The 14105-nt window shown below is 45.6% G+C and carries 16 protein-coding genes and 1 pseudogene; 11 read left to right on the forward strand and 6 right to left on the reverse strand.

What is annotated here, in order from left to right; all coding sequences use genetic code 11:
* Together ACTIE6_RS02940 and ACTIE6_RS02945 are read left to right on the forward strand one after the other, a co-directional pair.
* Positions 1 to 387, forward strand: a pseudogene (locus ACTIE6_RS02940) (hypothetical protein); the annotation flags it as partial.
* Positions 388 to 397: 10 nt separating this feature from the next.
* Entirely contained in the window at positions 398 to 1501 is a 1104-nt protein-coding gene (locus tag ACTIE6_RS02945; protein ID WP_439555208.1) for a Gfo/Idh/MocA family protein, read from the forward strand.
* Between the two features lie 78 nt (positions 1502 to 1579).
* Here the strand turns inward: ACTIE6_RS02945 and ACTIE6_RS02950 are convergent, their stop codons facing one another.
* Positions 1580 to 1972 (reverse strand): ExbD/TolR family protein, encoded by a 393-nt coding sequence (locus ACTIE6_RS02950; RefSeq protein ID WP_056292104.1) that lies wholly within the window; start codon positions 1970 to 1972, stop codon positions 1580 to 1582.
* Positions 1973 to 1987: 15 nt separating this feature from the next.
* Complete coding sequence (locus ACTIE6_RS02955) at positions 1988 to 2668, reverse strand: MotA/TolQ/ExbB proton channel family protein (protein ID WP_056292109.1); 681 nt, start codon at positions 2666 to 2668, stop codon at positions 1988 to 1990.
* Positions 2669 to 2937: 269 nt separating this feature from the next.
* Between ACTIE6_RS02955 and ACTIE6_RS02960 the strand changes: the two genes are divergently transcribed.
* The 6 genes from ACTIE6_RS02960 to ACTIE6_RS02985 all read left to right on the forward strand — a co-directional run bounded on the left by ACTIE6_RS02960 (position 2938) and on the right by ACTIE6_RS02985 (position 8672).
* Positions 2938 to 3747 carry an MbnP family protein gene (locus ACTIE6_RS02960; protein ID WP_439555209.1) on the forward strand — a complete coding sequence of 270 codons (810 nt, stop codon included), beginning with the start codon at positions 2938 to 2940 and terminating at the stop codon, positions 3745 to 3747.
* 19 nt (positions 3748 to 3766) lie between these two features.
* Positions 3767 to 4894: a cytochrome-c peroxidase gene (locus tag ACTIE6_RS02965; RefSeq protein WP_439555210.1), complete on the forward strand. Its 1128-nt coding sequence runs from the start codon at positions 3767 to 3769 to the stop codon at positions 4892 to 4894.
* Positions 4895 to 5059: 165 nt separating this feature from the next.
* Positions 5060 to 5395 carry a DUF6787 family protein gene (locus ACTIE6_RS02970; RefSeq protein ID WP_056292120.1) on the forward strand — a complete coding sequence of 112 codons (336 nt, stop codon included), beginning with the start codon at positions 5060 to 5062 and terminating at the stop codon, positions 5393 to 5395.
* A 122-nt stretch (positions 5396 to 5517) separates the two neighbouring features.
* Positions 5518 to 6840 carry a signal recognition particle protein gene (ffh, locus tag ACTIE6_RS02975; protein WP_439555211.1) on the forward strand — a complete coding sequence of 441 codons (1323 nt, stop codon included), beginning with the start codon at positions 5518 to 5520 and terminating at the stop codon, positions 6838 to 6840.
* A complete protein-coding gene (locus tag ACTIE6_RS02980) occupies positions 6841 to 7341 on the forward strand; it encodes a hypothetical protein (RefSeq protein WP_439555212.1) in 501 nt (166 codons plus the stop codon).
* Between the two features lie 89 nt (positions 7342 to 7430).
* Complete coding sequence (locus ACTIE6_RS02985; protein ID WP_439555213.1) at positions 7431 to 8672, forward strand: alkaline phosphatase family protein; 1242 nt, start codon at positions 7431 to 7433, stop codon at positions 8670 to 8672.
* Positions 8673 to 8675: 3 nt separating this feature from the next.
* Here the strand turns inward: ACTIE6_RS02985 and ACTIE6_RS02990 are convergent, their stop codons facing one another.
* The gene (locus tag ACTIE6_RS02990; protein WP_439555214.1) at positions 8676 to 9338 is read right to left on the reverse strand and encodes a hypothetical protein; all 663 of its coding nucleotides are present in this window, start codon (positions 9336 to 9338) and stop codon (positions 8676 to 8678) included.
* 103 nt (positions 9339 to 9441) lie between these two features.
* Here ACTIE6_RS02990 and ACTIE6_RS02995 point away from each other — a divergent pair, with 103 nt between their 5' ends.
* Positions 9442 to 10899 carry an NADH-quinone oxidoreductase subunit N gene (locus tag ACTIE6_RS02995; RefSeq protein ID WP_439555215.1) on the forward strand — a complete coding sequence of 486 codons (1458 nt, stop codon included), beginning with the start codon at positions 9442 to 9444 and terminating at the stop codon, positions 10897 to 10899.
* A gap of 7 nt (positions 10900 to 10906) precedes the next feature.
* Here the strand turns inward: ACTIE6_RS02995 and ACTIE6_RS03000 are convergent, their stop codons facing one another.
* From ACTIE6_RS03000 to ACTIE6_RS03010, 3 genes are all read right to left on the reverse strand, one after another.
* On the reverse strand, positions 10907 to 11773 hold the full coding sequence (locus tag ACTIE6_RS03000) for a TraB/GumN family protein (RefSeq protein WP_439555216.1): 867 nt from the start codon (positions 11771 to 11773) through the stop codon (positions 10907 to 10909).
* A 66-nt stretch (positions 11774 to 11839) separates the two neighbouring features.
* Complete coding sequence (locus ACTIE6_RS03005) at positions 11840 to 12766, reverse strand: M28 family peptidase (RefSeq protein WP_439555217.1); 927 nt, start codon at positions 12764 to 12766, stop codon at positions 11840 to 11842.
* Positions 12736 to 13398, reverse strand: coding sequence for a hypothetical protein (locus tag ACTIE6_RS03010; RefSeq protein WP_439555218.1), 663 nt, complete (start codon positions 13396 to 13398; stop codon positions 12736 to 12738). The genes ACTIE6_RS03005 and ACTIE6_RS03010 overlap by 31 nt, the downstream gene beginning before the upstream one ends.
* A 90-nt stretch (positions 13399 to 13488) precedes the next feature.
* Here ACTIE6_RS03010 and ACTIE6_RS03015 point away from each other — a divergent pair, with 90 nt between their 5' ends.
* The gene (locus ACTIE6_RS03015) at positions 13489 to 13629 is read left to right on the forward strand and encodes a DUF4160 domain-containing protein (RefSeq protein WP_439555220.1); all 141 of its coding nucleotides are present in this window, start codon (positions 13489 to 13491) and stop codon (positions 13627 to 13629) included.
* Between the two features lies 1 nt (position 13630).
* Complete coding sequence (locus ACTIE6_RS03020; protein ID WP_439555219.1) at positions 13631 to 13900, forward strand: DUF2442 domain-containing protein; 270 nt, start codon at positions 13631 to 13633, stop codon at positions 13898 to 13900.
* Positions 13901 to 14105 lie beyond the last annotated feature (205 nt).

Here is a 14105-nt window from a genome sequence, read left to right on the forward strand (position 1 = left end):
CTGGTCAAAAATATGCCGAAATGGAAGCCCGGCATTCAGAATGGTGAGCCGCTGGAAATGGTAGAAAATATTGAAATCAAGTTTGACCTGGCTGCTGCCAAAGGCGACAAGCGACAAGGGTTTCATTTGCCACAATCCTCATTTTCATCAAGTGTTCAGCTTGCCAAAGTGGGAGTGGAAGATCTCTTCAATTCTTCTCTCGCCTTTTTTGAAACTAAAACATTTAAACCCTCCTCTGCCCCACCTACTGCTGAGTACCGGTACACGCCAGATTCGAGCAGCTACCGTTTCATGAACTACAATACGGGTACTGCATTTGCAACTTACAGTCTCCGCCCCAGCGGCGCTGTTAAGTTCCATAAGCAGCAGACTGGCAGCGACAACTAGTACCTCTGCAATGGATAAGCTGTTATTTCTGGCTATGTTTCCATATTTTACGGCAACTATCACCAGAAATAACAGCATGTCACTTCTCAAAGCCGCAATCATCGGCGGCGGCCACATTGCCGACCAGAACCACATTCCCGCATTAAAGAATCTCTCCGACCGGGTTGAAATTGTTTCCATCTGCAGCCGGGTCAAAGAAAAGGCTCGTGCACTTGCCGACCAGCACCAGATCCCATTTGCTTACGACAATGCCGATGAAATGTACGCTGGCGAAGGCCGCCCGGACTTTGTAGTGATTTGTACCGCCAATTACCTGCACTATCCATTTGGGATGCAGGCGCTTGAAAATGATTGTCACGTTTTTTGTGAAAAACCACCTGCATTAACTGCGTCGGAAGCCGCTCAAATGGCAGATCTTGCCAAAAGCAAAGGCAAAATTCTCGCTTACAACCTGCAACTCCGGCAAACGCCAGAATTCGGGTTTATCAGGCAAGCCAGAGAGGAAGGAACATTAGGTCAGATTTACCATATCAATGCGCGCTACCTGCGGAGGCGTGGGATACCAGGCTGGGGCAATTTTACCAATAAGTCGATACAGGGTGGTGGCGCTTTGATGGACCTGGGTGTACATATCCTGGACCTGGCACTTGACATGCTGGATTATCAGATGCCCGACAGAGTTGTGGCTAATACTTACGATTATATCGGAAAAGCCGGCGGCAAGGGTTTGATGGGGGAATGGAACGCGGATAGCTTTGAAGTAGAAGATGCCTGCTTCGCACATTTGTCCTTTCCTAACAATGCCAGCATTACCCTGTCTGCCTCATTTGCATTGAATATGGAGGCGGAAAAGGACGTAAACCTGGAAGTATTCGGCTCAAAAGGAGGAGCAATGTACAAGCCGCTCGGACTTTTTACTGAAATGGGCGGAGAAATGGCAAACACCCACTTCCCACATCTGGCAGAAACAGATATCCAGCTTAAAAACACGACGGCATTCCTCGACGCCATAGAAGGAAAACCCACCAACATCTGCAACGCCCAACAAGGAGCAATTTTGCAGGAAATTGTTTCGAAAATTTACCGGAGCGCGGAAGAGGGTGGGAAGGGATGAAGGGGAGGAAAGGGATGAAGGGGAGGAAAGGCTTATACTTCCTCCATCCTCCCTTTTTTCCCTTTCCTCCTTAAAAGCTTATTTCGCAGTAGCCATGACCATTTTAATGTCATTCTTGGCGCCTAGTTCGAGTACGTCGACTAAGTCCTGGACTGCGAGGTTTTTGTCAACTCTTAAAACGACAGTGCGTTCTTCCACGTTGGCGAAAATGCTTTGGAGCTCGGCTTCAAGCCGGTCGAACGGGATTGGTTCTTTGTCAATGAAATAGCCTTTATTTTCATCGACCGACAGTGTAATCTGCTTTTTGTACATCTGCTGCGTCGCGGAAGCTTTGGGAAGCATCAGCTTGATTACGTTCGGATTGGACATCGTTGAGATGATCAAAAAGAACAGCAGCAGGAAAAACATAATATCGTTGAGCGAGTGCGTAAACACCTCAGGGGCAAACCGGCTCTTGCGACGTATTTTCATAAATAAGATAGTCTTTTACTTCGCAGCCACAGGCTTTTGTAATACATCCAGAAAATCAGAAGCCGCCATTTGCAAACGCAATGCAAATCCGTCGATTTTCATGTTCAGCAAGTGGTATCCTGCATAGGCAATCAAACCAATGATCAAACCGGAACCGGATGTGATCATTTTTTCGTACATACCACCAGCGATTGTACTGATATTGAAGTCGTTTGAAATAGAGATATCGTAGAAAATCCGGATAATACCCGAAATCGTACCCACAAAACCAAGCATAGGCGCGATACCAGCAATTACACCGAGGTAAGGCAAATTCCCTTCCATTCGCTGGATTTCGATCTGACTTGCATTTTCGATGGTAGTTTCAATATCCTTAATCGGATATCCAATGCGGCCGATTGCTCTTTCCAGGATTCTTCCGGCTGCATTGCGCTGATTGCGGCAAAGTGATTCGGCCGATTTGAGGTTACCCTGCTGAATGAAATCTTTTACATTATCAACAAACTGATGCTCGATCTTTCCATTCGCATTAATACCCAAGAAACGTTCGATAATCAAAAAAAGAGTTGCCAGAAAAAGCAATCCCAGCGGTAACATAACCCAACCCCCTTTTGCGAGAAGATCTATAATGGAAAGTCCCTGGTCAGCAACAGGCGCGGCTACCGTAGAGTCAGTAAGTGCTTGCAGAAGCATCATATTAAATATAATAGTGAAAGTTTAAGCGAATGGAACAGAGGTCAATCCTGGAAAAATGACTTTGAACATAAACGGAGACCAAACCCGCATATTGTTTAAAGGGCAAATATAGAAAAATTACTGTATGGGAACAGAAATGCACGTTTTAACATCGGTACATAGCCACAAATGATAATTTTTCATTTTCCATTGCCCCGTTTTTCGCATAAATGCACCCTTTTTTCTGTTTATCTTTTAAGTAAATACCTTCATTCTATTTCAGATAGTCTATGAAAAAGTACTTTTCCCTCTCAACTGCCTTCGCATTTCTCGCATTGGCGCTGTTTCAGCTTTCCTGTTCCGATGATAATGAACCAACTGTCGAAACAGGCAGTATGCTGGTAAATTTTGATAATGTAGCCGGCAATGCAAACCTGGCTTTGAATAGCGGGACTTACACGAATGCAGCCGGGGAAGATTTTACAGTGAGCAAGCTGAATTACTACATTTCGAATATTAAATTTACCAAAACCGACGGCAGCAGCTTTACGGTACCGAAAGATTCCAGCTACTTCTTGGTTCGGGAAGTAAATGAAGCTTCGCAGACGATCAGGATCAACAATGTGCCTATTGGCAATTATACAGGAATTGAATACGTGATTGGGGTCGACAGTCTGAAAAGCATTGAAGAGCCTGAGAACAGAAAGGGGGTCCTGGATATATATTCCGGCCCGACGAACGAAGAAGGGATGTACTGGAACTGGAACCCGGGTTATATATTCCTGAAACTCGAAGGTGCATCAGAATCGTCTACTACTGCCAATGGAAAATATGAATACCACATTGGTGGCTTTGGCGGAAGAACTGCGAAAACGCTTAATAACCTTAGAAGCGTAAAGCTGAACTTCAATGCCCAGGCGGCAGTTACCACTTCAATGAGCCCGCAGGTTTACATCAAGGCGGATATTCTCAAAATTTTCGATGGACCGACGAAACTGAGTATCGCCAAAAACCCGGGTGTCATGTACGAGCCGATATCAGCTGACATTGCCAATAATTATGTGAATATGTTCAGTATCAAAGAGGTTCGTACCAACTGATTATGAGTCAGTAGCTGTGATGAAAAAAGCCTTCCATTTTCTGGTAATGCTTTCCTGGCTTTTGCTGGTCGCTTTTTCTTGCGGAAAGGACCCTGAAACGCCGCTGCCAGGACCAGAACCAAAACCTACCGGGCCGACTCCTGTTAAATTTACCCAGCCTACCTACTTTCCCGCCCCTGTTTACGATTTGTCCAAAAATCCATTAACCGAAGAGGGAATCGAACTGGGCAGGTTTCTATTTTACGATGGAATTCTTTCCAGAACTGACAATATCGGTTGTGGTACCTGCCACCAGCAGCAGGCTGCATTTACTCACCACGGCCACGAGCTGAGTCACGGGGTTGACGATAAAACTGGTATCCGCAATTCGCCTTCGGTGCAAAATATGGCGTGGAGTACTTCCTTTTTCTGGGACGGCGGCGTGCATGCAATGGACGAAGTACCGCCGGTACCGATCCAGAATGAAGTGGAAATGGGAGACAAAGTCGCAAATGTGGTGGAAAGGCTCAAAAAAACGCCGGTAACAGGAGCTACCAAGCAGGTTAACTACCCGAAGATGTTCAAAGCTACTTTTGGAACGGATGAAATTACGGCGGATAAAATGATGAAAGCATTGTCGCAGTTTATGATGACGATGGTTTCGGCTACTTCGCGCTACGATTACTACCTGCAAGGCGACGCTTCTGCATTGAATGCGACCGAAAAAGAAGGTTTATCGATCTTCAAACAAAAATGCAGTTCCTGCCACGCTACCGAGCTTTTTACCGATCACAGTTTCAGAAACAACGGACTGCCGCCTAACCGGATCAACGATCAAGGTAGATACGCAATTACCTTAAATGAAAGTGACCGGCTGAAATTCAAAGTACCCAGCCTACGGAACATTGGGCTGACTGCGCCTTACATGCACGACGGCCGTTTTACTACACTGGAAGAGGTACTTAACCACTACGCCAACGACAATGCAAAAGCAAGTATTCACGAATCGGCCACACTTGATCCGTTGCTAAAAAGCGGCAGCAAACCGGGGATCCAGCTAAATGCAGTTGAAAAGCAGTCGATCATTGCATTTTTACGAACATTAAACGACGAGCAATTTATCCGGGACAAGCGTTTTTCCGATCCTGGAATCGGGACTTCTCTTTGACGCTTTCAGCCGTCGGCTTTCGGCTTACTGGACCTGGCAGTTTACCTGCCAATTACGCACCTATTCCACTGACTAAAGTCACAATTAAACATTCATTAAAATCAAGGAAAAGTGCGATCCGCATTGTTTCTTTGCAAACAATTCAAAAAAGCAGGTAAGTAAAATATGCAAAGCGGAGAAAAAAATGCGCAGCCCTGGTTGGGCAAAATGCAGGAAAGATGGGGTTTAGAAACAACCAGGCAGGTTTTGATCGTACTGGCGGTTTTTAGTTTGGCCGGCTCTTCGGTAGTCTGGTTCAGAAAGGGGCTCTTTTACCTTCTGGGTTACGATGACCTTACTCCGATGTGGCTTAAAACCATCACCTACATCATTTTTATCTTCCCGATGTACCAGACTTTGCTGTTGGCTTACGGATTTCTGCTCGGCCAGTTTTCATTTTTTTGGGAAAAAGAAAAGAAAATGTTCCGCTGGGTAGCTGCGAAGTTCAAAGGCAATAAATAACAGAAGCTATATCTCGTATTGATTTTTAAGGAGTGCAGGATTCCCTTTCCTGTACTCCTTATTTTATTTATACATTTGTAACTTATTTCAAATCAGATCCAGCATAATATTTCATATACTCCATGTTTGAGAACTTACAGGATAAGCTTAACAATGCCTTTCGCACACTAAAAGGAAAGGACAGGATATCAGACATTAACGTGGCGGCTACCACCAAAGAAGTGCGTAAAGCGCTGGTCGACGCTGACGTTAACTTTAAAGTTGCCAAAGAAATTACCGACCGCATCCGCGACAAAGCACTCGACAGGAAGATATTGATCTCGGTTGAGCCAGGGCAAATGTTTGTCAAGATCGTACAGGAAGAGCTCACCGAGCTCATGGGCGGAACGGCCGAAGGTATCAATATCAAAGGTGACCCGGCTGTGATTTTGATCGCAGGTTTGCAGGGTTCGGGTAAAACGACTTTCTCGGGTAAGCTTGCTGCATTGCTGAAAAAACAAGGCCGCCAGGTGTTATTAACTGCCTGCGACGTGTACCGCCCCGCGGCGATCGACCAGCTGAAAGTGCTCGGCGAGCAGGTGGGAGTGGAAGTATATTCAGAGCCTGAAAACAAGAATGCAGTGAGCATCGCGACAAATGCGGTAGCACATGCGCGGAAAACAGGCAAAAAGATCGTGATCGTCGATACAGCGGGGCGTTTGGCGGTTGACGAGGTGATGATGAAAGAGGTGGAGGATATTAAATCTTCGGTAAGACCTTCCGAAATCCTGTTTGTCGTGGATTCCATGACGGGCCAGGATGCGGTGAATACAGCCAAGACATTTAACGAAAGACTTGATTTTGACGGTGTTGTTTTAACCAAGCTCGACGGTGACGCACGTGGTGGAGCGGCGCTTTCTATCCGTCAGATTGTTGACAAACCGATCAAATACATCAGTACCGGTGAGAAAATGGAGGCGCTGGATTCGTTCTATCCTGACAGGATGGCGAGCCGGATCCTGGGAATGGGGGACGTAATATCCCTTGTTGAACGCGCGCAGCAGGCTTTTGACGAAGACGAAGCGAAGCGGATCAATGCCAAAATGCGTCAGAACAAGTTTGATTTTGACGACTTCCTCGGTCAGTTGCAGCAGATCAAGAAAATGGGTAATGTGAAAGATCTGATCGGTATGATCCCGGGAATGGGAAGTGCGATGAAGGATCTGGATATCAGCAATGAATCTTTCAAACCCATCGAAGCGATTATTCAATCGATGACCAAAAAAGAGCGGGAAAATCCGGATATGATCGACGGCAGCCGCAAGAAACGCATTGCCGCAGGTAGCGGAACCACCATTTTGCAGGTCAATAACCTGATCAAGCAATTTGATGAAATGCGGAGAATGATGAAGAAAATGAATACCATGCAGGCAGCTGGTAAGCTGAACAAAGCAATGCGCCGCTAGATGAAAAAATTGCTTTGCTCTCTCATTATTCTGTTTGCATTAAGTACCGGGACGCTCAAAGCGCAGGCTTCGGTGGGTTATTATCCGTGGAGCAGCCTGCTTTCGGTCAGTACCAATTCGAAGAAAGCGATCTGGCTCGATACACGTTTTCAGACGAACTCACTATTTAGTAGTCTGAGCGTAGACCTGCTTCCGATGATCAACCTCAAAAGAGGCGAAGTAGTACAATGGTACATTGGCGGCGGACTTCGCCTGAATCCGCTTTACCGCATTGCAGATGCGAATGCAGATTTGATCACCATCGATGGATATTCCCTCAATGTAGGTGTTCGGATTTCACCTTTGCCTCAAAACCGGAACATTCAGCTCGCGCTTGAATTGAACCCGTATGTAAAAGATGAATTTGACAGCGGGGTTTTGAAAAGCCACTTTGGACTGGTTTATGTTTTTGGTAAAAAGAAGAAAACAGAAGTAGTACCTGAACAACCTGTCACTCCCTGATACCATTTATTAATAATTTCTTAGTGCATTGATGCTCTCAAATCCGGTAAAATCGCCGTTAATTTGAGGGCATTTTTATTTTATATCAAATGAAATTCCTACGTCTATCCCTGCTCAGCTGCGTACTGCTGACTTTTCAAAACGAAAGTATTTTTGCCCAAACAAAAATTAAAAAGACGCTCTTTGTAATCGTAGACGGGATTTCCAGTGATAGCAAAGAAAAGATCCCGACACCAAACCTCGACGCAATTGCGAAAACAGGCGGCTACACCCGCGCACACGTGGGCGGCGACAAAGGTACCTACTCAGAAACACCCACCATTTCAGCAGTGGGTTACAACAGTCTGCTAACCGGCACCTGGTTTAACAAGCACAATGTACCCGATAACGATATTAAGGATCCTAATTACCACTATTGGACACTTTTCCGCTTTCTTGAAAGTCAATACCCGCATAAAAAGACCGCCATTTTCTCAACTTGGCTAGATAACCGCACCAAGCTGGTCGGCGAAGGTTTGGAGCAGACCAACAAGTTGCAGCTCGACTATTCTTTCGATGGCTTTGAGCTGGATACAATCCATTTCCCGCACGATAAACAGGCAGAGTACATTCACAAAATCGACGAGAAAGTGGTGGACGAAGCTGCATTGTACATTCACGATAACGGACCGGATATGTCGTGGGTTTACCTCGAATATACCGACGATATGGGCCACCGTTTCGGCGACAGCGAGCAATTTCACAAAGCGATCGGGTATATGGACAACCAAATGGGCCGGCTCTGGAAATCCATTCAATACCGTGAAAAAACCTTTAATGAAGACTGGCTTGTAGTTATCACCACAGATCACGGCCGCGACGCGAAAACAGGTAAGGGTCACGGCGGACAGTCGGACCGGGAGCGGGGAACCTGGATTGTTACCAATGCGAAAAACCTGAATGCGAACTTCAAAAACAACCCCGGCATTGTGGATATCATGCCAACGGTAGCGCGCCACATGGATATCAACATTCCGAAAGACCAGGCCTTTGAGGTAGATGGGACTGCATTCACGGGCAAATTGTCTGTAACAAGTCCCGTCGTAAAAAAGGAGCAAGGTAAGCTGCTGGTTTCGTGGCAGCCGATCGAAAAAGAGGGAAATGTGAAAGTTTGGCTGACAACTACCAACAACTTCGCCAAAGGTTCGCGCGACCTTTACCACCTGGCTGCCGAGGTACCTGTTACAAATAGAAAAGCCGAAATAGATATCAATAAATATCCATCCGGCTTTTTTAAAGTGGTGTTAGAAGCGAAATACAACAGCGTGAACCGCTGGATTGTTGAAAAGTAGCGATCAGTTTCCGCCTCGCCCTGCTTTATAGGAATCGTATTCTTCCAGTAACTTCATCAGGTCGTCGTCACCGGCGAAGTCCAGCTGCTGTTCCCGGATCACATATTGCATTTTGTTCTTCTCGTCCGTAAGCAGTTTCAGGAAGCTGTTGCGATTTTTCAGATCTACCAGATTCATTTTCCCGTCTTTCAGAATGTAAAGTTTTGCCGAAGGATCCATTTGCATGGTAGCGCTCGCTTTTTCCACCTTGATCGGCTTCACGTATTTTTTCAAAAGCTTTGTATTTCCATCGTACATCAGGCGGTAAAAGCTCTTCTCAGATTGATCGGCAACAGCAGGGTAGCCGCTTCTGAATGTATATAAGTCAGTACCGGTTGGAAGATTGAATTCTTTGATCCCGCCGGAAACCCGGTACATACCCGAATCTGCTTTATACTCCAGTTCGTCTTTATTTACATCGTACCGGATTTTGATCCCGTCATGTACGCGGTCGTCACTTGTACGTACACTTCCGGTGTACCATTCTTTGAAAAGATAATGCGAACCGTCGGTGCTTGCCGAAGCTTCATTATAGGGAGTACCTGCCAGCCCGGTGGAGTCCTGCGCAGTTGCAAGCTGGGCCAGAAGTATCGGTGTCAGGAGAAAAAATCTTCTAAGATATTTCATGATTTAAGTTGGTTAATTTGATAAGTTCGAAGTCGGGTAGCCGCTCAGGCTGGTTTCCCTGCCATCTTTAAGTACTTTTGCCAAAAAAATTGTACCCGTTCCATTGAATATAAGCGAGCAGCTCATACATATACGCCAAAGTCTGTCTGGCATCGTACCGGAAATTTTCCTGGCTCTCCTATTTTGCTTCATCCTGCTGGCTGAGCTGCTTTTTCTGAAAAGGTTTGATTCAAAGAAGTCGGCCTCTTACCTGAGCAGCATTGCGCTGGCGGGCAGTATTGCTACCATTTTCCTGTTGTTATTACAATGGAATGCTGAACCTTCGTTCCGTTTTCACCCGCTGCTTTTTCTCGACCGGCAAGCTGTTTTCTTCAAACTCCTGATCGCATTCGCGTGGCTGTTTACGCTGCTGCATGTGCGGATTTTAAAGTATGATTTCCCTCCTGAGTTCAATGCATTGCTGATTGCAGCGGTTGCCGGAATGAACCTGTTGAGTATGTCAACACATTTCCTCTCCATTTACCTCTCCCTCGAACTCATCTCGATCAGCTCTTACATTCTGGTTGCATTATCCCCTTACCGGAAAGCAGCCGAAGGCGGAATTAAGTACCTGCTCTTTGGCGCAGCCAGCTCCGCAGTAATGCTTTACGGGATTTCGCTGATTTACGGAATAACAGGAACCATGGACATTACCAGTGAAATGATGACAGTGGGACTGAGTAACAATCCGGATTTTGTGGTAACGGTAACCATTGTACTGACACTCGCCGGGCTCCTTTTTAAGTTGTCGCTTGTTCCTTTTCACGTGTGGACACCCGATGTTTACGAAGCTGCGCCAACCCCACTAGTATCTTTCCTGTCCGTGGCTCCGAAAGCCGCGGTAATATTGGTGTTAATGCGACTGGCCGGAATTCTGCCTGCCCAGTACTTCCCTGTTTTGGGAGGTATCGCATTGATCAGCATTACTGTTGGAAATGTAGCTGCACTCTGGCAACACAATGTTCGCAGGTTACTCGCCTATTCTTCCATTTCACAGGCCGGTTACCTTCTCGTGGGTATTGCCGCGTACAGCAGATTTGGCTTCGAATCGGCGGTATTTTATACAGCAGCTTATCTGATTATCAATATGGCTGCATTCTTTCTGGTGGACTTATTGCAGCCAAAGTCAGACACTGCATTTACTGATTACGAAGGGTTAGGTAAAAAATCAGTGTGGATTTCGGCGGCTTTAACAATTATAATGGTCGCGCTGGCCGGACTGCCGCCTACTGGTGGATTTACTTCAAAGCTCCTGGTGTTTTCTTCACTTTGGGAAAGTTACCGGCAGCAGGAATTTCCATGGATGCTCTGGTTGCTGATTGGCGGAATACTGAATGCGGCGGTTGCGCTTGCTTATTACATGAAGCTTCCGTATCTGTTGTTTTTCAAGAATACGCAAAGCAAAACTTACAGCGGCCAAAATGAGTTTGCGGGCAAAATTGCAGCTGGATTGTTGGTGGCCGCAGTGCTGTTGCTGTTCTTCACGCCCGAACTGCTTACCGACTGGATTTCTTCTTTTTGAAGCGAAGTCAGAGAACTGGCCGGATTTTGTATCCCTGTTTCCGGAGTAATGCAATAACCCCGCGCTCGCCACCTAAATGCGCGGCGCCTACTGCGATGAATGTAGGTTTTTCCGAAACGATCTTTTCAATACGCGGGATCCACTTTTTGTTTCTGTCAAGAAGCATAATTTCTTCATTCCCATCGAGACCAAATTCGCTTTTCAGGGTTAGTTTATAAAGCTCGTTGATGTTCTGCGTTTTGTAAAGTGCTACCAGATCTTTGAACTCCTTCCTGGCTTTCGGCAAATTATCGATCATTGATAAAATCATTCTCACCTGATCTTTATAAGGACTAGAATCAAAAATCGCCATTTGCTCGTCCATTCCCTCGATTCCGATTACCTCCGACTGCTGCTTTTTGGCAAGCTCCACCAGGGACATTTCGTACGATTGCGGCTGACAATCCAGTACTGCATTAAACAGCGGCCCCATTAAAACAAATGGTTTCGCTTTCTCAAACATCGCAATTCCCACACCTACTGAGTCTTTGTAAAACTGATCGAGCTTGTTGTATTCCGATTCGGAAACGAGCTTTTTCAACTCGTTTCCGTCCCGCATATTCATCGATTTCATCATGTTCATCATCATCCCCGGATCGTCCATATCCATTTCCAAAGCAATTTGCTCGCTCCTGGAAACCGCCGCTTTCAGCGAGTCGCTCAATGCAAAATCAGTCGGGCAGATTAAATGAATGGTACCAAAAAGGTAAGAAGGCTTGGGCTGACCCGGTTTTGTAATCTCCCAAAGCAATGCATTTTCAGTAGGTACCTGGGCAAAGCACGCAACTGAAAAAATGCAACTCCAAAAAGCAAAACCCCAAATCAAAGCTCTCATATAATTAGTATCTATCCTTGTCAGACTTCCTCCTCCCTTTAATCCCTCCTCCATTCTCCTTTAAAACTACTCCTTATTACTATCCACCACAATCCGATCGTCGCGGTTCACGAGTTCCCAGGCTGTGTGGAAAACCAGCTTTACGATGGAGGATTGTTTGTCAAAAAGGATTTTCTCAACATCATCGCCCGGCTTGTGGTAATCTTCGTGCACGCCAGTGAAATAGAAAATAACTGGCACGCCCACTTTGGCAAAATTGTAATGGTCGGAGCGGTAGTAAAAGCGGTTTGGATCTTTCGGATCGTTGAAAGTATAGTCCAGCTTGAAGTTGACATACTTCTTATTGGCCTCCTCGCTGATCTCGTGCAGCTTTGATGAAAGCTTGTCTGAGCCAATCAGGTATACGTATTTGTGATCGTCTTTATGCGCTTCATCCACGCGACCTATCATATCAATATTCAGATCCGCAATCGTGTTTTTCAATGGGTACAATGGATTTTCAGAATAGTATTCCGAACCAAACAGCCCTTTTTCTTCACCCGTTACATTCAAAAACAGAATGCTTCTTCTTGGTCCTTTTCCTTCGGCTTTGGCTTTGCTGAAAGCTTCTGCGATTTCGAGCAGCGACACAGTTCCTGATCCATCGTCATCGGCCCCATTGTTGATTTCTCCATTCGGCGAGATACCAATGTGATCCAAATGCGCGCTGATTACAAGTACTTCTTCTTTTTTATCACTGCCTTCCATGAAAGCCGCGACATTTTCTGTATCAATGGTTTCACTGATGCGCTCTACTTTGATCGATACTTCGCCTGTAGGATTTTTGGTCAAAGCCTTACCTGATTTTTCAATCGACTCGCGGCTCTTCGCAAGTTTCGCAACAGAGGTATTCAGGATTTTGGCGGCCAGCTCCTGCGACACACCGAATGCAGCAATCGCATTTGGATTCTCCTGTACCGGTTTCAATGTAGGTGCACTGAACCTCCGCGCCATTGCCGCGCGCTGGCGGATTTCCTTAACACATATTTCGCACCTTTTTCATACGCCAGTTTTACTTTGTTCTGCCAGCCGACAGTTGCGCCCCATTTTCCTTTTTCAGTAGTACCGCTGAGCAGGTATTTACCGTCGGCCCCCTTTGGTTCCCCCTCAAAAATGATGACCGATTTGCCTTTAACATCCAGGTTTTTGTAATCAGAATAAGCCTGGTCTTCGATACCAAAACCGGCGAGTACCACATTCGTGGATATCTCTTCGGGCACGGTTAGCAACCCATTGAGGAAAAAATCTTTGTTGAACTCATACTTCTTCCCGCCTGCTTTTGCATATACATCACCATAGCTTCTTTTGTACAAAGTATATTTCTGCAAATAGCTTTTTGCCCCGTCAGCAGTTGTCGCCGCAGGTTCCAGGCCGAATTGCTTATAGTATTTTGAAACGTATTCAGCAGCCTTTTTCTGTCCCGGCGAGCCGGTATCTCTGCCTTCCAAACTGTCGGAAGCAATAATCACGAGGTGTTTTTTAAGATCTTCCGGCGTAATGCTCGCTGCGTACTTTGCAGCATCATCCTGCGCATTTGCAATGGTTGCAGCGGACAAGAATAATCCAGCCAGCAAATTTTTGTTCATAGTAATGTTCATTGTTATGTCAATTGTTACAAAGTAACTAAACCCGGGGTCGAATGCAAAACGGGTGATCGGCGAACGGATTATGCAGAGCTGCTCGAAGGGTACCTTCCGTCCAAACAACTTAAATTAGTGCAGGCCTGGGCAATTATTCACGAAGCAGAATTGTTAGACAATTTTACCCGGTTGGGAGAAGATCATAAATCGTGGAACAAGATAGATCCGCTTCAATAAGATGCTTTACTACATCAAGAAAATCGTTTCGATTGAAGACTATACAGTCAAGTGCCTGTTTAATACAGGTGAAGTACGCGTGATCAATCTTGAAAAAGTAATAGAAAGGTATAAATTGATCAACGATGGGTTGGTGAGCCGGCTGGCAGATCCTGACTATTTCAAATCAGTTAGTCTTGACTCTTACGGGACATTAACCTGGGACAATGGTGTTGATTTTGACCCTGATAATCTCTACAAAATGTCAGAAGTAGAAATACCCGCATTCTGATAATTTCCATTCAATATTGCACTTCTTCGAGTATGAAGCCCCATTTACAAGCGGTAACAATTATTTAATTGTAAAATACTGTTATTCAGCAGAAAATGTAGTACATTTGCACCCTATTTTTGACAATACTTTTGTCAAAACAAGCATAGCGGGCCTGGTAAAACATCCAACTATCCAATTCAGGTTTCGTAAACAATTGATCTAT

Origin of the sequence: Dyadobacter sp., assembly GCF_051859145.1 — a bacterium.
In the GTDB taxonomy this organism is placed as follows: domain Bacteria; phylum Bacteroidota; class Bacteroidia; order Cytophagales; family Spirosomataceae; genus Dyadobacter.